General features: G+C 46.9%; 21 protein-coding genes. 6 read left to right on the forward strand and 15 right to left on the reverse strand.

The annotated features are described in order from the left end of the window. Positions 1-9: 9 nt before the first annotated feature. On the reverse strand, positions 10-645 hold the full coding sequence (locus JYJ62_RS02380) for an arylesterase (RefSeq protein ID WP_205340577.1): 636 nt from the start codon (positions 643-645) through the stop codon (positions 10-12). A 10-nt stretch (positions 646-655) separates the two neighbouring features. Between JYJ62_RS02380 and JYJ62_RS02385 the strand changes: the two genes are divergently transcribed. The 3 genes from JYJ62_RS02385 (at position 656) to JYJ62_RS02395 (ending at position 5,059) form a co-directional block, all read left to right on the forward strand. Further along, positions 656-1,339: an ABC transporter ATP-binding protein gene (locus JYJ62_RS02385; protein ID WP_205340578.1), complete on the forward strand. Its 684-nt coding sequence runs from the start codon at positions 656-658 to the stop codon at positions 1,337-1,339. Further along, the gene (locus JYJ62_RS02390) at positions 1,327-3,843 is read left to right on the forward strand and encodes an ABC transporter permease (protein WP_205340834.1); all 2,517 of its coding nucleotides are present in this window, start codon (positions 1,327-1,329) and stop codon (positions 3,841-3,843) included. The genes JYJ62_RS02385 and JYJ62_RS02390 overlap by 13 nt, the downstream gene beginning before the upstream one ends. A gap of 316 nt (positions 3,844-4,159) precedes the next feature. Beyond that, positions 4,160-5,059 carry a hypothetical protein gene (locus JYJ62_RS02395; protein WP_205340579.1) on the forward strand — a complete coding sequence of 300 codons (900 nt, stop codon included), beginning with the start codon at positions 4,160-4,162 and terminating at the stop codon, positions 5,057-5,059. Between the two features lie 71 nt (positions 5,060-5,130). Here JYJ62_RS02395 and JYJ62_RS02400 read toward each other — a convergent pair whose 3' ends face one another. Both JYJ62_RS02400 and JYJ62_RS02405 read right to left on the reverse strand, forming a co-directional pair. Next, positions 5,131-6,753, reverse strand: a complete 1,623-nt coding sequence (locus tag JYJ62_RS02400; RefSeq protein ID WP_205340835.1) for an NAD(P)/FAD-dependent oxidoreductase — start codon at positions 6,751-6,753, stop codon at positions 5,131-5,133. A 117-nt stretch (positions 6,754-6,870) separates the two neighbouring features. Beyond that, entirely contained in the window at positions 6,871-7,212 is a 342-nt protein-coding gene (locus JYJ62_RS02405) for a hypothetical protein (RefSeq protein ID WP_205340580.1), read from the reverse strand. Between the two features lie 281 nt (positions 7,213-7,493). Here JYJ62_RS02405 and JYJ62_RS02410 point away from each other — a divergent pair, with 281 nt between their 5' ends. Continuing rightward, complete coding sequence (locus tag JYJ62_RS02410) at positions 7,494-8,018, forward strand: TIGR00645 family protein (RefSeq protein WP_205340581.1); 525 nt, start codon at positions 7,494-7,496, stop codon at positions 8,016-8,018. Positions 8,019-8,099: 81 nt separating this feature from the next. On the opposite strand, the gene greB is transcribed toward JYJ62_RS02410, so the two are convergent. The 10 genes from greB to ccmA form a co-directional block, all read right to left on the reverse strand. Further along, the gene (gene greB, locus JYJ62_RS02415; protein WP_205340582.1) at positions 8,100-8,609 is read right to left on the reverse strand and encodes a transcription elongation factor GreB; all 510 of its coding nucleotides are present in this window, start codon (positions 8,607-8,609) and stop codon (positions 8,100-8,102) included. 102 nt (positions 8,610-8,711) lie between these two features. Then, entirely contained in the window at positions 8,712-9,944 is a 1,233-nt protein-coding gene (ccmI, locus tag JYJ62_RS02420; RefSeq protein WP_205340583.1) for a c-type cytochrome biogenesis protein CcmI, read from the reverse strand. Positions 9,945-9,958: 14 nt separating this feature from the next. After that, entirely contained in the window at positions 9,959-10,432 is a 474-nt protein-coding gene (locus JYJ62_RS02425) for a cytochrome c-type biogenesis protein (RefSeq protein ID WP_205340584.1), read from the reverse strand. Beyond that, complete coding sequence (locus JYJ62_RS02430) at positions 10,429-10,968, reverse strand: DsbE family thiol:disulfide interchange protein (protein ID WP_205340585.1); 540 nt, start codon at positions 10,966-10,968, stop codon at positions 10,429-10,431. Before JYJ62_RS02430 ends, JYJ62_RS02425 begins: the two co-directional genes overlap by 4 nt. Then, positions 10,961-12,964, reverse strand: a complete 2,004-nt coding sequence (locus tag JYJ62_RS02435) for a heme lyase CcmF/NrfE family subunit (protein ID WP_205340586.1) — start codon at positions 12,962-12,964, stop codon at positions 10,961-10,963. The genes JYJ62_RS02430 and JYJ62_RS02435 overlap by 8 nt, the downstream gene beginning before the upstream one ends. Beyond that, a complete protein-coding gene (gene ccmE / locus JYJ62_RS02440) occupies positions 12,961-13,428 on the reverse strand; it encodes a cytochrome c maturation protein CcmE (RefSeq protein WP_205340587.1) in 468 nt (155 codons plus the stop codon). The genes JYJ62_RS02435 and ccmE overlap by 4 nt, the downstream gene beginning before the upstream one ends. Further along, the gene (gene ccmD / locus JYJ62_RS02445) at positions 13,425-13,601 is read right to left on the reverse strand and encodes a heme exporter protein CcmD (protein ID WP_205340588.1); all 177 of its coding nucleotides are present in this window, start codon (positions 13,599-13,601) and stop codon (positions 13,425-13,427) included. Before ccmD ends, ccmE begins: the two co-directional genes overlap by 4 nt. Further along, the gene (locus tag JYJ62_RS02450; protein WP_205340589.1) at positions 13,598-14,353 is read right to left on the reverse strand and encodes a heme ABC transporter permease; all 756 of its coding nucleotides are present in this window, start codon (positions 14,351-14,353) and stop codon (positions 13,598-13,600) included. Before JYJ62_RS02450 ends, ccmD begins: the two co-directional genes overlap by 4 nt. Positions 14,354-14,455: 102 nt before the next feature. Continuing rightward, the gene (gene ccmB, locus JYJ62_RS02455) at positions 14,456-15,127 is read right to left on the reverse strand and encodes a heme exporter protein CcmB (RefSeq protein WP_205340590.1); all 672 of its coding nucleotides are present in this window, start codon (positions 15,125-15,127) and stop codon (positions 14,456-14,458) included. Beyond that, positions 15,124-15,759: a cytochrome c biogenesis heme-transporting ATPase CcmA gene (gene ccmA / locus JYJ62_RS02460; RefSeq protein WP_205340591.1), complete on the reverse strand. Its 636-nt coding sequence runs from the start codon at positions 15,757-15,759 to the stop codon at positions 15,124-15,126. Before ccmA ends, ccmB begins: the two co-directional genes overlap by 4 nt. 147 nt (positions 15,760-15,906) lie before the next feature. Between ccmA and JYJ62_RS02465 the strand changes: the two genes are divergently transcribed. Both JYJ62_RS02465 and JYJ62_RS02470 read left to right on the forward strand, forming a co-directional pair. Continuing rightward, a complete protein-coding gene (locus JYJ62_RS02465; protein WP_205340592.1) occupies positions 15,907-17,439 on the forward strand; it encodes a flagellar hook-length control protein FliK in 1,533 nt (510 codons plus the stop codon). After that, positions 17,436-17,774, forward strand: coding sequence for an EscU/YscU/HrcU family type III secretion system export apparatus switch protein (locus JYJ62_RS02470; protein WP_205340593.1), 339 nt, complete (start codon positions 17,436-17,438; stop codon positions 17,772-17,774). The genes JYJ62_RS02465 and JYJ62_RS02470 overlap by 4 nt, the downstream gene beginning before the upstream one ends. Positions 17,775-17,792: 18 nt before the next feature. Here JYJ62_RS02470 and JYJ62_RS02475 read toward each other — a convergent pair whose 3' ends face one another. Next, entirely contained in the window at positions 17,793-18,191 is a 399-nt protein-coding gene (locus JYJ62_RS02475) for a SirB2 family protein (RefSeq protein ID WP_205340594.1), read from the reverse strand. A 255-nt stretch (positions 18,192-18,446) separates the two neighbouring features. Next, the gene (locus JYJ62_RS02480; protein ID WP_205340595.1) at positions 18,447-19,844 is read right to left on the reverse strand and encodes a TolC family outer membrane protein; all 1,398 of its coding nucleotides are present in this window, start codon (positions 19,842-19,844) and stop codon (positions 18,447-18,449) included. Positions 19,845-19,854 lie beyond the last annotated feature (10 nt).

The raw sequence follows: 19,854 nt of genomic DNA on the forward strand, positions 1-19,854 counted from the left end.
AAAATTGTTCTATTGGGAGCGATTACTGCTGTTTTTTAGTCCTAATAAAGGCTCTAACTCTTGCCAAGTATTTTCTAATAACAGCGGTTGCGCCAATTGCGTCGGATGCACACCATCGGCTTGCATCATGCCATCCACCGCGCCCACACCCTCTAAAAGGAAACCCACTAAAGCTACTTTTTCTTTTTCGGCAATACGCTGATACACATTATAAAACGCATCAGTATAACGCTTGCCGTAATTGCTCGGTAAACGCATACCCAACAACAGTACAGACGCGTTCTGTTGCTTGGCCTTCTGCACCATAGTTGAGAGATTCATCGCCATATGGCTGAGCGAGAGACCACGCAAACCATCGTTACCACCCAACTCAATAATTACATACTGCGGCTGGTGCTGCGCGAGTAAATCAGGAAAGCGCGATAAACCTCCAGCACTGGTTTCACCACTGATCGAGGCATTCACCACTTTAAACTCAGCATTATGCTCAAGCAAACGCTGCTGTAGCAAAGCAACCCACCCCTGCTGGGTTTCCAGTCCGAAGGCTGCGCTGATACTATCTCCCACCACCAAAACAGTTGCTGCCTGAACAGTGGCGATAGAGCACAGCACACTTAAACATATTGTTGCTATCCATTGACGCATTGGAACCCTCATGACTAATAGTATTCTTAGCGCCCAGCACCTTAGCAAAAAGGTTCCCTCAACAGAAGGCCAACTGGCTATTCTTGACAATGTATCATTTGATCTTAAGCAAGGTGACTCGCTGGCTATTATAGGGCGCTCTGGATCAGGTAAATCAACTTTATTAGGGCTATTAGCGGGCCTTGATCTACCTAGCAGTGGCGAAGTCATTTTAGCTGGCAATCACTTAAACACCCTAGATGAAGATCAACGGGCAGCGTTACGTGCCACCCACGTCGGCTTTGTCTTTCAGGCGTTTTTATTACTGGATAGCTTAAATGCTTTAGAAAACGTCATGCTACCACTGGAGCTCGCTGGCCACGCCAATCCCAAGCAACGGGCCAGCGAGTTGTTAACCCGTGTCGGTTTAGCAAGCCGCTTAAAACATCCCGTTAACCTTCTATCCGGCGGCGAGCAGCAACGTGTGGCGTTAGCTCGCGCCTTCGCGACTCAGCCTGACGTGTTATTTGCCGATGAACCCACGGGGAATCTCGACAGCCAAACCGGCGAACAGATCAGTGATTTATTGTTTGAAATGAATAAAGAGCTCGGCACCACACTGGTTTTGGTCACTCACGATGAAAAGCTCGCTGCACGCTGTCAACAGCATTTACGCTTAGAAGCGGGCTGTCAGGTGGATCAATCATGCAACTGACATTCTTCGAACTACTAAAATTAGCGGCTAGGCAACTGCTGCGCGAGCGGCGCACCTCAGAACTACGCATTCTATTTTTTGCTTTAGTGATTGCGGTCGCTAGCAGCAGCACCATTGGCCATTTTGCCGAGCGCTTACAAGGCGCAATGCAGCTCAGCGCAGGAGAGTTCCTTGCCGCAGACTTGATCCTTTCCAGCAGTGAAACACCCAGCCCTGAACAATTGGCAGCCGTACATAGCGACGCTTTAAAGAGTTCACAAACCGTACAGTTTGCTAGCATGCTTGCCACTGATAAAGATTTACAGCTCGCCAGCGTGAAAGCCGTGGATGATCACTATCCGTTGCGCGGCGCACTACGCAGTCGCGGGCTATTGCAAACTGAAGAGCTCAGCGGCGGACGCCCACAACCTGGCGAAGTATGGTTGGACGCTGAACTAACAACAGCCTTAGACCTACAGGTCGGCGACAGCATTGAGATTGGTTCAGCGGTTTTTCAAGTTGCGCGAATCCTCACGTATGAGCCCGATCGTGCCGGCAATCTACTCAGCTTTACTCCGCGCGCGATGATTAATATAACCGACTTACCGGCCACCGAGGTACTGCAGCCGGGCAGTCGCGTCAGCTACCGACAGCTATGGAGTGGCGATGCGCAAGCTATTGCAACATTACGTAAAAGCTTACAAGAGACTTTATTACCGCATCAACGTATCGAAGGCCTCGCCGATGGTAATCAGCAAGTTAACAGCGCCTTAGAACGTGCGGCCAGCTACTTAAATCTAGCCAGCTTAGCCGCCATCTTATTGGCAGGTGTCGCGGTAGCACTCTCCGCCAGTCGCTTTGCACGCCAGCGTTTTGATCAGGCAGCATTACTGCGCTGTTTTGGCTTATCGCGCCAACATACCCTGTGGATATTTTGTCTACAGTTATTACAACTGGCGCTACTGGCCAGCTTACTCGGCACCCTGATTGGCTGGCTGGCACAGTTTGTCCTGTTTGAATTATTAGCTGGCTTACTGCCTGATGATATTCCGCCCGGCAGCTTAAAACCCTTTATTGCTGGGATTGCCACCAGCGTGGTGATGCTAGCGGGCTTTGCTTTACCGCCTTTAATTGCACTAGGACGTATTGCACCATTGCGAGTATTACGTCGCGACTTAATGCCCACTGCACCGGCCACTTGGCTTTTGTATAGCATGGTATTTATTACCTTAGCGGTACTGATGTGGCAACTAAATCTGGATATGCGCCTCACCAGTGCACTGTTACTCGGCGGCGGATTCACTGCAGCAGTGCTGGGTGCAGGTTTGTTTTTCAGTCTCAAGAGCTTACGTTTCTGGTTAGCCAAACGTAGCCTCGCGTGGCGTTTAAGTTTGGGGCATTTATTGCGCTACCCACTCAATAGCGTCGGTCAGATTATGGCTTTCGCGTTGATCTTACTGTCGATGGCTCTGATTGTCTTACTGCGTAGCGAGTTATTGGATAACTGGCAAGCACAGTTACCAGAAAACGCTCCAAACCACTTTGCCATCAATATCCTACCGGCACAGCAAGCCGATTTCAGTACAGCTCTCAGCATAATCAGCAGCAATAGCGCGCCGCTCTACCCTGTCACTTTAGGACGCTTAACCCAAATCAACGGACAACCAGCAACAACGCTGATTGCTCCTGAAGCACGGGTGATGCGTACCTTACAGCGCGACCTCAACCTAACTTGGACCAATCAACTTCCCAAAGACAATCAGGTGATTGCTGGCAACTGGTGGTCAGACAGTAAGGGCAACGCTACCCGCAACAGCGTCTATAATATTTCTGTAGAAAGTGCTCTAGCCAAACAACTGGGCGTAACTGTCGGCGACCAACTGACCTTTCATATTGCTGGTACTGATTACCCTGCACAGATTAGCAGTCTGCGCACAGTCGATTGGAACAGCATGCAACCCAACTTTTTTGTGATTTTTGATCCACAACACATGACTAACGTCGCTCATACATGGATGACAAGTTTCTACTTACCAGAAAATGCCGAGCGCCAGCGCATTGAACTGGCGAAAGCCTTCCCCAGTGTCAGTATTCTGCAAGTAGATGCCGTACTACGACAGTTACGCGATATTTTGGCGCAAGTGACATTAGCCATTGAATTGATTTTACTGTTTGTTCTGGCAGCGGGCATTAGCGTTTTAATCGCAGGTTTGCATAGCACCTTGGCTGAACGTATTAAACAAGGCGCACTGCTGCGTGCTCTAGGTGCTTCACGCAAGTTGCTGGTGCAATCTCAGCGCAATGAGTTTGTCTTGCTTGGCGCATGCAGTGGGCTGCTGGCTTGGCTAGGTTGTGAAGTGAGCAGCTACATTCTTTACCGCTTTGTTTTTAATTTAACCTGGCAGCTGCATCCTTGGCTGATGAGCTTACCGATTCTTGGTGCTTTGCTGATCACCGCGGTAGGTATGCTAGGCACTAGACAAGTATTGCACAGCAGTCCGTTACAAATTTTACGTAACAACTGATAACAATTTAGCGGAACTAATCATAAATATAGACATCACAAAGAGTAACTGGACGGCATCGTGATTAAAGATCACATACAAGGAGGTTAGGCGTGGATCAAAATAACACTGAAAAGCAAATTGCAGATTGTTAAACAATAAAAACATGACCACTAATGAGTCATTTAAAAAAACTAGGAGACTATCATGCGATCTATTCTTCTCTGGTTAATCGGAGTTCCTATCCCAATTATCATTTTATTAGCTATATTTTTGCATTAAGTTTTTTATATGCAGTGAATGATATGGATAAAATAAAATAACAACGGAGCTTGTCATGCTAAAAACTCAATCAGAATCAACTCATATAAACCGTCCCTATGCGCTAGGAGAATCCAGCCAATCAGCCGTCTCATGGGCTGCTGTGATAGTCGGCGCGGTGATTGCTGCGGCCTTAACGATAGTACTTATTACCGGAGGTAGCGGCTTAGGCTTTCTAGCCGTCTCACCTTGGCAAAACAGTGGTGTATCGGGTAGCGGTATTGCCATAGGCACTATTGCATGGTTGTTAGTGACGCAAGTTATTGCTTATGGTATTGCTGGCTATGTCACCGGACGTTTACGAACCAAGTGGACTGATGTCAGAGGCGATGAGATTTACTTCAGGGATACAGCGCATGGCTTTATGGTTTGGGCGCTGAGTACTATAGTAGGATTTGTCTTATTGAGTTCTGTCGCTGCGTCTATTATTTCTGGCACAACTCAAGCGGGTGCAACATTAGCTGGAGCAAGCGTAGAAGCAGTTGGCTCTGCAACAGGTTCTGCAGCGCAGAATAACGATGATGTATTCTCTCTAGATTATTATACTGACACTTTGTTACGACCTAAAAATCCTGGCGAAATGGATAACAAGCAGGATAATCGTAAAGAAATATCTACCATTTTAACTCGAAGTATTTTGCAAGGTGAGTTATCGACAGAGGATGAAAACTACTTAGTTAGCGTTATCGCACAACGTGCTGATATCAGTGAGACTGAAGCACGAGCCCGTTTGCAGCAAATTAGTGATCGCGCTAAACAAGCCGTTGCTAAACTGGAAACTCAAGCTCGAGAAGCCGCTGATGATGCACGTAAGGCCGCCGCTATTTTCGCGCTATGGGCTTTTGCATCTCTTTTATTAGGTGCATTTGTAGCGAGCTTTGCAGCAACAATAGGCGGCAGAGCTAGAGACTTATAAATATAGACGTTAATACTATTTATAAGGTAACTGACAAAAGGCTGCTTATGAAAATAAGCAGCCTTTTGTATTTAAGATAATAAATGAATAGCTAAAGCTTCAGCGACTTTTATGCCATCAACACCAGCCGACAAGATACCACCGGCGTAACCTGCACCTTCACCAGCAGGATATAAACCTTTGATGTTAATACTATTGAAACTAATCTTGTCACGTTTAATACAGATGGGAGAGGATGTACGTGTTTCTACACCAGTTAAAATAGCATCATGCATAGAAAAGCCTTTAATCTGCTTATTAAACTCAGGGATAGCTTCTCTGATGGCCTTAACTGCAAAATCAGGTAACAACTGACTTAAATCGCTTAGAGTCACACCAGGCTTATAAGAAGGGGTTACGCTACCTAATTTTTCAGATACTTTATCTGCTAAAAAATCGCCCACTAATTGCACTGGCGCATTGTAATTTTCGCCCCCCATTTGGTAGGCTTTTTCTTCCAGTTGACGTTGTAAATCGATACCAGCTAATGGATGCTCTGGATAGTCCTGTTCAGGATTAACATCGACAACAATCGCCGAGTTAGCATTACGTTCATTGCGCGAATACTCACTCATGCCATTAATAACTAACATCCCCGGCTCAGAGACGGCCGACACGACAGTACCGCCAGGACACATACAAAAACTGTAGACACTGCGACCGTCTTTACAGTGATGGACTAACTTGTAGTCAGCCGCACCTAAAATTTCGTTGCCAGCATTATCACCAAAACGCGCCTTATCAATAACTGACTGTGGATGCTCTATTCTTAAACCAACAGAAAAAGGCTTAGCTTCTATATAAACGCCGCTGTCTAATAAGTTCTGGAAGGTATCTCGAGCACTGTGCCCTATCGCTAAAATAACATGCTTGGTTTTAATCACCTCGCCAGAACTTAAAGTCAGTCCTTCAACTTGTTGGTCGACGATGTTTAAGTGTTCTAGCTTTTCACCGAAGCGGATCTCACCGCCTAAGGCAATAATATCTGCCCGAATATTCTCCATCATTTTGACTAACTTAAACGTGCCAATATGAGGTTTACTAACAAAAAGAATTTCCTCAGGCGCACCTGCTTTAATAAATTCAGTGATCACTTTACGGCCATAAAACTTTGGATCTTTGATCTGAGTATAAAGTTTTCCATCAGAGAAGGTTCCAGCACCACCCTCGCCATACTGAACATTCGACTCGACATTGAGCGCTCTATCACGCCACAAGCCCCAGGTATCTTTAGTACGTTGCCTAACATCTTGGCCCCGTTCAATCACAATAGGTTTCAAACCCATTTGCGCCAACAATAACGCAGCCAAAATACCACAAGGACCAAAACCTATAATCACTGGGCGCTGCTGTTTTCCCTGAGGGAAGTCTGCAGGCTTCTCAGTAACAAATTTATAATCCATATCGGGGCTCGGTTTAACAAAACCCTGACCTGCAAACTGCTCAAGGCAACGTGCTTCAGCTGCAGTTGTGAGCGCTACGTCTACACTATAAATCAAGAAAATTGAGTCTGATTTTCTTGCGTCATAACTTCTTTTAAAAATTGTAAGCTCAAGCAGCTCACCGTCTTGTAGCTCTAGCTTTCTGATAACTTCTTGTTTTAATGCACTACTTGAATGATCTAAAGGTAATTTAATATCTGTAAGTCTTAACATGATTATTTGTACTGCCTGCAGCATAGGCCGATGACTATGCTGATTAAAAATGGTATCCACTGAGATGGCCTATCCCAGCAACCATCTCACCTATAAAATATAAATCTATAATTCTCTTCAATTAATCAACGAAGTCGCATCGATTTCAATCACTGTACTCACATTCGCTCGTTCAATTATTTTCACTAAAACCGATTGAATCGCTTCGTCTTCTCGAGCATCGCCCTTACTGGCAATTTTTTGTTGTTGTGGTTCAGCACCTTCTTCTAATGTGAGGGTTACAACAACTTCTGTCGCAAAATCAGACGTTTTACCAAAGTACTCCAGCGACACTTGAGGATAGCCCTTGATACCTTTTTTAACCAACTTTGCGATACGTTTCTTTGCTTTATCTACATTCATAACTGCATCCTTGTCATCGTTAAGCACCAGTAAATATAACATTGTATGAGTCAGCATGCTTGCTTTCCTGACTTCAACATCTTCCTAACAAAAACTCTAACTCTTTGTTTTTGCAAATGAAAAATAATTTAAAGCTCGCGAACAGCCCTCAACTTAAACAACAATAGCGTCGGCTAGCAGACATATCTGCTCAAGCGCACCGCTGAAAAACCCAGAGTAAGCAACAGCTCCTTTGGCCCTGCAGAGCAAAAACCTCTTCTATCAGCGAAAACTTTTACTAACGCAAAGAACAGTTAGCAATTTATAATTCGCAGTTCTAAAAACCTCACGAGCATTACATGCTAAAAAAAATTGAACACTCCTTGGAAAAAACTATTTTTAACAGCCGCTGGATTTTGGCGCCGTTTTATTTAGGTTTAGTTCTGGGCATTATTTTATTATTTATCAAATTTGCCCAAGAGCTCTGGCATCTGGCAAGCACTGTTATAACTGCCTCTGAAGCAGACGTCATCGTTGGTATCCTTGCGCTAGTCGATATGTCACTGGTGGGTAGCTTATTGCTAATGATTATTTTCAGCGGTTATGAGATTTTTATTTCAAAAATCGACACAGGTGATCATAAAGATCGTCCTGATTGGATGGGAAAAGTCGACTTTTCTGGTCTAAAGCTAAAAGTTATTGGCGCTATCGTCGCTATTTCCGCGATTGATCTTTTAAAGTCGTTTATGGATATATCTGGAAAGATGAACGACGCTGATCTCAATAGTCTGAAGTGGAAAGTCATCATTCATATGGCATTCGTCGTATCCGGCGTATTATTTGCCATTATGGACAAAGTCGCCGGCGATACTAAAAAGCACTAACTTTTATCGAGAGCTAAGAGCTTAAAGACCGTAGTGGCATACAGCAGAGCGACCTTGTACAGGGTATCGTGTTGTAGGTATTTAAACGCCTGCACCGATACCACAGTCAGCACCCGTTGCTAGCTGGTACTCAATGCCAGTGATATACCAATGCTTATCACCACTCGGTGTGTGTACAGCGACCTCATCATCCAACGACTTGCCTAAGCACGCTTTTGCCATCGGTGACTTTAGTGATATATAGTCTTTGTTGGCAAAAATCTCTTCATCACCAACGATACGAAACCTGATGATTTCACCATCATCATCTTCCAGTTCGCACCATGCGCCAAAATAGACTTTGCCCTCTTGTACAGGGTTGTATTGAATTCTTTCCGCCACTTCAAACAACTTGGTTAAGTGCCTGATTCTACGGTCAATTTCACGCAGTTTACGCTTATTATATTGATAATCGGCGTTTTCAGAGCGATCTCCAAGGCTTGCTGCCCACGACACAATCTCAGTAATTTCAGGTCGATGCTTACGAATCAGATAGGTGAGTTCGTCTTTAAGTGTGTCATAACCCTCAGCGGTCAACAATTTTCTAATCATTATAATTACTCACATATTTGACTGCATTCTGAGTCTATAGAAACAGCTAAGCCGCTTACTGCATTAGCAAATAAGCGGCTTAGTACCAAGCAGAAACTCTACTTAGTTTTTTTGATCAATCAGCAGCGCGTGCTTAGCTCCCTCTTCGGTTACATCAACCAATAACGGCTGACTGCTCCATTGCGCCTGCATAGCATCCCCTGTACTGGAAATACTGGCTTGTAGTTTTAAACGGCCAATACTGGATAGCTGTAACTGCGGCAACAATGAATCAGCATCAGTCAAAGCAATACGTGCTGGTAATTCAGCAACCGTTAAGCGCTTAGCCGCTAAAGGCATCGGCGGGCCACTTTCAGCACGAGCAAAGACAAATACAGTGTCGGTCGCTGCTACTTTTCCAACCAATTCTTCGCTAAGAGCAATCTCAATAAATAATTGATACTCTCCGACATTAGCCGGCTCAACAGCAGACGTCTTAGACTCCGGTATGCCACTTGCTGCAGGTGGTTGGCTATTCGGTAAACTACTGCGCGCACGTTCAATCCCAGTTTGAATCGCTTGGTAAGATGGATCCTCTGGATCGAGCCCTTTCGATAACTGTGTCCACGCGTCAATTGCCGCTTGGAAACGTCCTTCTTCAAAGGCAGCAATACCGAGCAAGCCTAAGCTGGTCGCTTCATTTGGATCTTGTTGCAATGCTTCATCAACCAAGGCTTGTAAGTCGGCACTCCACTGATTGTTATTAGCAAAATACAACGCCTGTGCCCACTGACCTAACAAATCAGGCTGACGACCGACTAACTCGATGGTTCTTTCATAGGCCTGTGCCGCTTCTTTTGGTTTTTGCTCGCTCATATAAGTGCGCGCCAAGAAGTACCAAGCATCCACTGACTCAGGCTGTACACGTACGGTATCTTCAAGACGCTGAATCATTTCTTCAACTGTCTTCGGCTGTTCAGCAAGACTTAAGGTCAAAGCTACTTTATCGCTTGCGCCCCAGTGAAAGTACAAACCTAGACCGACAACAGGAACCAATAATGCAGCAATCAACGGTAAAACATTACCTAAATTAGCACTTTGTTTAGGCCGGCCTACATCGGTGTCATCGAGCAGCTCACGATCCGCTTCAATACGCCCTTCTGCTAATTGCTCTGCAGACAATGCGCCATTAGCGTGCTGCGCTTCTAACTCGGCGATATGCTCTTCATACAGGGCAATGTTTAATGCCGTACGGTCTTCTTCAGCTTGATCTTTACGACCGCGAAGCACAGGCCAAAGCAATAGAAGCAATGCCACCAGCAGTAGCAGCACCGCATAAATCCAAAACTGTGTCATAACGATGGGGTATCCTACTTATATTGCTTAAGAATATCTGACAAGCGAGTTTTTTCTTCGCTAGACAGCTGCTGCTCAGCCAGTTCGGCACGCACAGAGCGACGACGACGTATCACAATCACCGCCACCATCAAAAAGCCAAAGGCTAAGAACGCAGCTGGGCCATACCAGAGAATTAAGGTGCGATTGTTAACAGGCGGCTTATAGCGAACAAAGTCGCCATAACGATCGACGAGATACCCGACGATCTGCTCGTTGCTTTCACCTTCTTCGAGTTTCTTAAAAATCTCATCGCGCATATCCATAGCGATAGGTGCATCTGAGTCAGCAATATTTTGATTTTGACACTTAGGGCAACGCAACTCCTCTACGAGAACACGGTAACGATCGCGCTCAGCTTGAGTTGAGAACTCATAGGTATCAATCGAGGCCTGCGCAGAGCTCAAACAAGCAATAGTCAGACCTAGAGCATAGATAAAGCGTTTCATTCGTCGAGTAACTCCTGATAAATCGGCGCTAATTTTTCACGCCATACGCGTTTATCAACCACGCCAACAAACTTATGACGAATAATTCCTTTCTTATCGATCATAAACGTCTCAGGTGCTCCATAGACGCCCAGATCAAAACCTAAAGTGCCTTTAGGGTCACTGATATTGAGCTGATAAGGGTTTAAAAAATCACGCAGCCAGCGCTGCGCATCAGGGTTGTTATCTTTATAGTTGATACCGTGAATCACCACACCCTGCTTGGCTAAGTCATTGAGTACTGGATGCTCAACTTTGCAGGAAACGCACCAAGTGGCCCAAACGTTAATTAATGCGGGTCGACCAAGTAAGTCGGCACGGGTAATCACCACCTCAGGATCATCCAACGAACGGCTGGAAAACTCAGGGAAAGGTTTACCAATTAAGGCAGATGGCAACTCACTTGGATCATTATTAATCCCAAACAGGGCCATCCCCGCAAATAGCGCGACACCCAGCAAAACGCCGAATACGCCGATTAAACGTGCTCTAGACATGTACAGTTTTTCCTTGTTCAGCGACGTCCAAGGTGTCTTTCACTTTTTTCGTCACTTTAACGCGGTAGCGCCGGTCCATTGCCGCTAAGATACCGCCTAAAGCAGTCATTAAGCCGCCCAGCCAGATCCAGCGTACGAAAGGTTTAATATGTACACGCACTGCCCACGCACCACTTTCCAAGGGTTCACCCAAGGCGACATACAGGTCACGGGTAAAACCTGCATCGATACCGGCTTCGGTCATTGGCATCTGTTGCACGGTATACAGGCGTTTTTCAGGGTGTAACAGAGCAATCTCTTTGCCATTTTCGAAAATACGAACCGTACCCTTATCAGAAGTGTAGTTTGGGCCTTGGTGGTGCTCAGCACCCTCAAACACAAAGCGGTAACCGGACAGCTCCAGCGCATCGCCTGGGGCCATTTTCAAGTCACGTTCATCACTGTACTGACTGGACAGCACCACACCGACGGCGCACACCACCATACCCAGGTGACCTAATTGCATACCCCAATAACTGCGGGTCAATGAGCGCATCCCTTTGAATAAGCCTTTGTGGCGTGTTTTATCAAGGATATCGCGCACACCGGCCAACACCACCCAAGCACTGACAAAGAACAGGCCCAGCACTGCAATATTAAAGTCGCGATACAGCACGCTACCAATACCGCTTAATACCGCACTGAGCACCAGTACTGGGCCCAGCATTTTAACCAGCCATTGCAGCGGCGTGTTTTTCCAGCGGCTAATTACCCCAACACCCATGGCCAACATTAAAATAGCCATCAAGGGCACAAATAATGCATTGAAATACGGTGGGCCAACCGACAACTTAGCGCCGGTTAATGAGTCAAGAATCAATGGATACAAGGTACCCAAGAGCACCATCGCAGTAGCTACCACTAAAATAATGTTATTAATTAACAGCAAAGTTTCTCTCGACCAAAAGCCGAAACCCACTTTACTTTTTACGACTGGCGCGCGCATTACAAACAAGGTTAATGATGCGCCCACCACCACCAACAAGAACACTAAGATAAATATGCCGCGCTCTGGGTCAGCAGCAAAGGCATGCACTGAGGTGAGCACGCCGGAACGGACCAAGAAGGTACCCAACAAGCTGAGCGAGAATGCAGCAATGGCCAGCAATACCGTCCAGTTTTTGAATACACCGCGTTTTTCTGTCACTGCTAAGGAGTGAATCAGCGCTGTACCCACCAACCATGGCATAAAGGATGCGTTCTCTACCGGATCCCAGAACCACCAGCCGCCCCAGCCTAATTCGTAGTACGCCCACCATGAGCCTAGCGCAATACCTATGCCTAAAAACGCCCAAGCGACTAATGTCCATGGACGTGACCAACGCGCCCAAGCAGCATCAAGCTTACCGCCGAGCAGTGCGGCAATGGCGAAAGCAAACGCCACAGAAAAGCCCACATAGCCCATATACAGCATCGGTGGATGCACCACTAAACCAAAGTCTTGCAACAGGGGATTAAGGTCGCGACCATCCAGCGGCATCTGCGGCAGTAGGCGTTCAAAGGGGTTGGAGGTTTCAATCAAGAACAACAAGAAGCCGACGCTGACCAGTCCCATTACGGCGAGCACCCGCGCCAGCATTTCTTCAGGCAACTGACGTGAAAAAATCGCTACGGCAAAGGTCCATCCCGATAAAATCAATGCCCATAACAGTAGAGAGCCTTCATGCGCACCCCATACTGCGCTGAACTTGTAATACCAAGGTAAGGCACTATTGGAGTTCGACGCGGTGTAAGCCACCGAGAAATCATCGGTCACAAATGACCAGGTTAAGCAGCCGAAAGCAAACAGCAAAAACAGAAACTGTCCCCAAGCAGCAGGCTGCCCTAAGCTCATCCACTTATGATCGCCGCGCCATGCGCCGACTAAAGGGAAAAATGACTGCACAACAGCAAAACATAGCGCAAGGATCATTGCTAACTGACCCAACTCCGGCACAAACAACGCCGCATTGTTCATTTATTTGTTTCCTTTTGGCCATCTTGGTAATTTTTGAGCATACCGGTTTTTTCTAAAGCGCTGCTGACTTCAGGCGGCATATAGTTCTCATCATGCTTGGCCAACACTTCATCGGCGATCAAAACGCCTTTATCGTTTAAACGGCCTAAAGCAACGATGCCCTGCCCCTCACGGAACAAATCAGGCAGGATACCGCGGTATTGAATACCGGTATCTGCATCACCATCCGTTACGACAAAATCGACGGTTAGAGAATCTTCGCTACGGGTTAATGAACCCTCTTTCACCAAACCGCCGGCACGAATGCGTGCACCTTGCGGTGCTTCACCGTTAGCAATCTGGGTTGGCGTATAAAACAGGTTAATATTTTGTTGTAAAGCAGTCAGTCCTAGCGCGACCGTGGCAATCACACCCAATAAAATAGCGACAATTATGATTAAACGCTTTTTACGAATCGGATTCACTGCTGAGCCTCCCGGCGCAAACGACGCGCCTCATTCTTTAAATAACGTTGACGAGCCATTAACGGCAAAGCCACATTCAACAATAAAATTGCAAAGCTAATAGCATACGACGACCACACGTAAACACCGTGATTGCCCATCGCTAAAAATTCAGAAAACGAATTGAAATTCATGCACTTCTCCCGATCTGCCGTGCCACTTCAGCTTGCGCCCAGCGCGTGCGCGACTCTCGTCGCAATACCTCTAGACGCATCCGCATCAGCAATACAGCTGCGAAAAAACAATAAAAGCCAATCGTCATGATTAACAGCGGCAACCACATTTCCATCGGCATCGCTGGCTTTTCAGTGATAGTAAAAGTAGCAGGCTGATGTAGGGTATTCCACCAGTCTACCGAGTACTTGATGATGGGAATATTAACAACGCCAACAATTGCCAGAATAGCACAGGCTTTTGCTGAACTTTCACGGTTGCTAATCGCATGACCTAGAGCAATGATCCCAAAGTATAAAAACAGTAAAATCAACATTGCTGTCAGGCGCGCATCCCAAACCCACCATGCACCCCACGTTGGCTTGCCCCAGACTGCACCGGTAACCAGTGCAATCACCGTCATCCAAGCACCAATAGGTGCGGCTTGCTGCACGGCCACATCAGCAATTTTCATTTTCCAAACTAAACCGACAACTCCAGCAATGGCTAGAGAAATATAGGTCGACTGGGCTAAAAAAGCAGCAGGAACATGGATATAAATGATCCGAAAACTATTGCCTTGCTGATAATCAGGCGGCGCATAGGCTAAGCCCATCACTGCGCCCACGACGATCAAAAGGACGGCACTGACGCTGAGCCAAGGTAACCAACGCCCGCTTATTTCGTAAAACCACTTGGGCGAGCCTAATTTATGAAACCACGTCCAATTCATCGAGATACTCACAGTTATTCAAGATCAGTTGTGCAGTGTGTGACCGCGTATATATTACGCATCTAAACTATTGTCACACATACAAATTATTTCATTCGTTTGTTATTCGCCAACACTAATGCGCAGGCCTGCAGCAATCGCAAAAGGCGCCAGCGTTACGGTTAACATGGTCAAACTGGCCATCCATAATAAGTACCCTGTGGTTGGCAGCCCTTGTAAGGCTGCTTGAATCACCCCACTGCCTAAAATCAGCACAGGGATGTATAGCGGTAAAATCAGCAAGGCTAATAGTATTCCACCGCGTTTTAATCCGACCGTTAAGGCTGCACCGACAGCCCCTAATAAACTCAAGACTGGCGTACCCAATAAAAGTGACAGCAACAAAGTAGGGATACGATCCAGTGGCATACCTAACATCAAGGCTAATAACGGCGATAACATCACCAATGCCAACCCGCAGTACAACCAATGCGCCAGCACCTTAGCAAGCACCAGTACCACTAGGGGATGTGGCGAAACGACCCACTGCTCTAACGAGCCGTCCTCAAAATCACTGCGAAATAAACCATCTAATGATAACAACACCGCTAACAATGCAGCCACCCACAACAGACCGGGTGACAAGGTCTGTAACAACTGCGACTCAGGTCCTACCGCCAGCGGAAATAAAGCAATCACAATGGCAAAAAACACTAACGGATTGACTAACTCAGCTGGACGACGAAACATGAGACGCGTCTCACGCAACAACATCAGCGTAAAGACATTACTCATAAAGTCGCCTGTCCTAAATCAAGTTCTCGAAATGTGCTGGGGGCGTTTTGTAACGGGTGGTGCGTCGTCAGCACAACCATGCCACCCTGATTGCAATGCGCTGCCAAATGCAGCTCTAACTGAGTCACCGCTTGTTTATCCAGCGCCGTAAAGGGCTCATCCAGTATCCATAAAGCCGGAGCATCCAAATACAATCGTGCTAAGCCAACACGACGCTGCTGTCCAGCCGATAAGGTGTGGCAAGGCACATCTTCAAAGCCCGCCAAACCGACAGCCGCCAAAGCGTACCAAACCTGCTCGCGACTGGCGCCATGATGCAACGCCGAGAGCCACATCAGGTTTTCTTCGGCAGTCAGTAGACCTTTAATACCGGCTGCGTGGCCAAGCCAGAGCAAATTCGACGTTAACTCATTACGTTGCTGATGAATGCTGACGCCATTGATCAAGACATCACCTGTCGTTGGCCGCATCAAGCCAGCCAGCAAACGCAATAAGCTGGTTTTACCACTACCATTTGGACCGCTGACTTGCAGCATATCCTTGGGCTTTACACTGACATGCAAGTGCTCAAACAGCAGTCGCCAATCACGCTCACACGCCAAGTCAACAGTTTCAAGATAAGCATCGGTCACAAACACATCGCCTTGCGAAAAAGTTTCAGGTCAATTTCACAGAGCCGCTATACTGCTCTGCAGACACTCCAATGAATCGCGATTATACACAGCTGCGCAGCCAGCGCGGCAGGCATTTACAAAGCATTTACAATAGGTTGCATCGAAATGGCCAGTGAAATACCTTCCGCCCGCCCTTCCCCTAGCATCCCGAGCATGCAACGCCCTGTGGTGCAAGCTGTTAACAACATTTTGCAGCTGCAGAGCAGCCTACCGACGCAGCTGAATATTGGTGATTGCGCGCAAGCACAGGTGCTGGCCTTACGTGAAAGCCAAAACTCCTTTCAAGTATTGCTGCGTTTATCGCTGGGCAATGGCCAAACCAGCACGGTTGAAGTGCAAAGTAACCAACCTCTCACAGCCGGCAGCATCCTTAATGTCACAGCTTTGTCTGCGCAACAACTGGTATTTAGCTTACTCACAGACAGCAAAGCTGCGATTGCCACACGTATTGATACAACCCTACTCGCGCCAGGTACCCTACTTGAGGGCAAGGTCACTCAAGTCGAAGCCAACCCTCAAGGCGGCTTTAAAATCCTTATCAGCGTGACCAACAGTGCGTTAGCAGGACAGCAATTGCAGCTGGAGAGTGCAAAATCCTTACCACTTAATAGTCTACTCAGTGCTCGAATAGACAGCCCCCAGCAGCTGAGTTTTCAACCCTTTACCACGCGCATGGAGCCTTTAGCCATTAATCAAGAACTGCAAAAACAGTTCAATCAACAAGGTTCTTTAAGTCAATTATTTAAGGGTCTGGATACTATATCATTGGGCAATCTTTCTCCAGATGCTCAGAAAACCATCCAACAGCTACTCGGCGCACTACCTGAACTGGACCAGCTATCAAACCCTAAAAAGCTCGCACAAAGCTTACTCAACAGTGGCGCGCAGCTGGAACAGCGCTTACTCAGTGGTGCAGCAGAACATGCCCAGCAGGATATTAAAGCCAATTTATTACGCTTAATTGCACAAATCATGCCTCTGTTGTCCAATAGTAATCCCACCCTAGCCGCCTCACAAAGTGCTCTATTATCACAAGCATTACCTGGCTTACTGCGTGAGCAATTGCTGGGTAATACGCAAGCGCAACTGCGCGAACAGGCGCTTCGTTTCCCATTACCCGGTCGCTTATTGCAAACGCTGGATAATCCTAATGATCTGGGTGCACTATTACGCTTGGCCGCAGCAGCCGTCTCACGCCTGCAAACCCATCAACTGGCCAGTCTAGGACAAACCCATACCAACAGTGAAGGTACACAGGTCACCGTCTGGCAGGTGGAGATACCGACCCGCGACCAGCACAACATTGTGCCGCTACAAATTAAATTTCAACACGAACAACCGACAGCAAAAAAACCTGACGAACCGGTGACACCGCTTTGGAAAATCGATTTAAGCTTTGACCTAGAACCTCTAGGGCCGCTGCATATTCAGGCCAGCGTACAAGGTTCAAGCATCTCCAGTCAGCTCTGGGCGCAACAAGCCAGCACCGCGCAGCTGATTGATCACGAACTGAATCATCTGCGTGACCGTTTACTGGCTATCGGTCTGACCGTAAAAGATTTAACCTGCCATCAAGGCTCACCGCCACAAGGTGCGAAAACCACCCTACAACAACGTTGGATTGATGACCTAGCATGAGTAAACGCACGGAACGACAAGCGATCGCGTTAAAGTATGATGGCGAAAACGCCCCCAACTTAACGGCGAAAGGTAACGATGCTCTAGCTGAAGAAATTCTGCAAATTGCTCGTGAAAACAATGTACCTATTTATGAAAACGCAGACCTTGTGCGCTTACTGGCGCGTCTCGAGTTGGGCGATGCGATCCCTGAATCCTTGTATCAGACTATTGCAGAAATCATTGCCTTTGCATGGTACTTAAAAGGTAAAGCTCCGAAAGGGTTTTCAGCGCAGTCTAAAGACAATGATATGCCCTTGCTGTTGCCTTATCAGCCGCGGCAGCAAGATAACTAACTCCGAACTACTGAAGACTCAGCTCACTAACCCAGCAAAAGGCTGGTGCAAGCGGGCGGAGTAATACATACCGGCATAGCATAGCAACGCGGCAATATAAGCCAGCCAGCGCACACGCATGCTGTACTTTGTACGAAAAGCAAAGACGCCAAATAATACATACAACACCAATAACAGTAACTTAGTCTGCAACCAAGAAGCGCTTAAAGGTGTAAAATTTAGAATAATTAATAACAGCAACGCAGCCAACAACAGCAAGCTATCTATCACATAACTCAAACGATTCACTTGGCGTTGCAACGCTGTACCTGTGCCTGCCAATAAAACCCATAAGCCGCGCAAAACAAATAAGCTACCACTGAGCAGCACTAAAGCAATATGGATATTTTTCACCAACAGATAATGCTCAGCAAACATAACCTTTTCTCTCCTGCCTACACTTCGCAACACTCGAACTGAGCATTTACCTTTTAAATCCACTCAATCGCGAAACCTCAATCTCGCACAAACTGCGAGTAAGCGCAGCATTCAACACAGTCTCAGTCTAAAGCGTAGAGATCAGCATCCGCTTGATTAAAAGCATAAGAATTAAATCCTTGAGACGAAAAATAAAAAACCCGCATAAAGCGAGTTTTTAGTGGCACAGTACTTGATGGTATTTCTACATAACTGTTAGAGCACCTGCAAATATCGATTCGCTTGCAATAAATGCGCCTCGTCCAAGGCCCCCACCAGGGCGGCCAATTGTAACTGATGAATAATCAAAGACACCTTGGCATCTAAGAGTTCAAGTTGCACCTGCGCTATTTTATTTTCTGCATCTAAGCGCTCTAAAGTGGTGTTATCACCCAACTCATGACCTAAGCGCGTTGCTGCAAGGCGTTCTTGACTGGCCATCAGTGCTTTTTGTAAAGCACTGACCTGTCGAACATTCATCTGTACGCCAAGCCAAGCGGCACGAGTTTGTTGCTTAATCTGTTGGCGTAACACTTCACCTTCAGCAATATTTTTATCCTGCAAATACAATGCTTCACGATGCTTGGAACTGCGGTAGCCACCGGTAAAAATAGGCACATTCAACTGTACAGCAATCATCCAGTCATCCGTTTTATTTAACGCCGAGCCATAACGTCCACTGCCATCCAGCTTCTCGTAGCCAAGACGTCCGACTAAGTCCAAAGTTGGGCTGCTCCAGCTGGAATATTGTGCGACTTGCTCAGCCGCAATACTCACACCTTTTTCATGCATAAGCAGCAAAGGATTAAGTTGGACAGTATCAGTCAGCCATTCAGTGAGCGGCGCTAAGACGGGGGCTTGTAAAGGCGTTTGCAAGGGTAAACTTAGCAAGCTGTCTGGCGCTTGCATGGTCAAATCAGTAAAGTCTGCCTCAGCTAAATCAGCTTGCATTTGCGCTGCCAGAACTTGCGCCTGTAAACCTTGCGCATGCGCTAAAGCTTCATAAGTGTCAGTCACTGGACGATCACCCAACTCAAAACGCGCCTGGGTTTCTTCTTGAATTAGGTCCACTTGTGCTTGCTGCTGGGTTAAAAAATGCACTTTTTCACGTGCCAGTAGCACTGAAAAATAACGTTGTGCTACTTTCAGCAGCAGATTTTGCTGCGCCGATTGCCATTGCAAATCAGCTACTTCAGCAGAAAGTCTTAATTGGCGACTTTGCGCCAAACGCGCCCGATCTAACAAAGGCTGCTTCACTCCCAGCCCATAACTGTATAAATCCCCACCACGAATAGAGGTGTTAAACTCAACCTCTTCTGAGGTCATGGTTGGCGTAATAAACTGCGCACCTTTCGTATTCGAGGTGCGCCCCGCTCGCCCTGCTGTCGCGCTGGCTCCTAACGTCGGCAACCACATGCTCCGCGCTTGAGTTCTGTGTTCTCCACCCGCCTCAACTGCCGCTTGCTCAGCTCGGTATTGCGGATCATGACTGAGTGCTAAACGCCAAGTCTCTAATAGATCCATTGGCTGAGCAGCACTGGCACTGTGCCAAAACACAGCCAGCAACAAGCTAACACACACATAATGTTTAGGTTTACAGCTCAATTGAGGCATGGCGAATAAC

The organism is Denitrificimonas caeni (genome assembly GCF_905120345.1).
Classification (GTDB): Bacteria; Pseudomonadota; Gammaproteobacteria; order Pseudomonadales; family Pseudomonadaceae; genus Denitrificimonas; species Denitrificimonas caeni_A.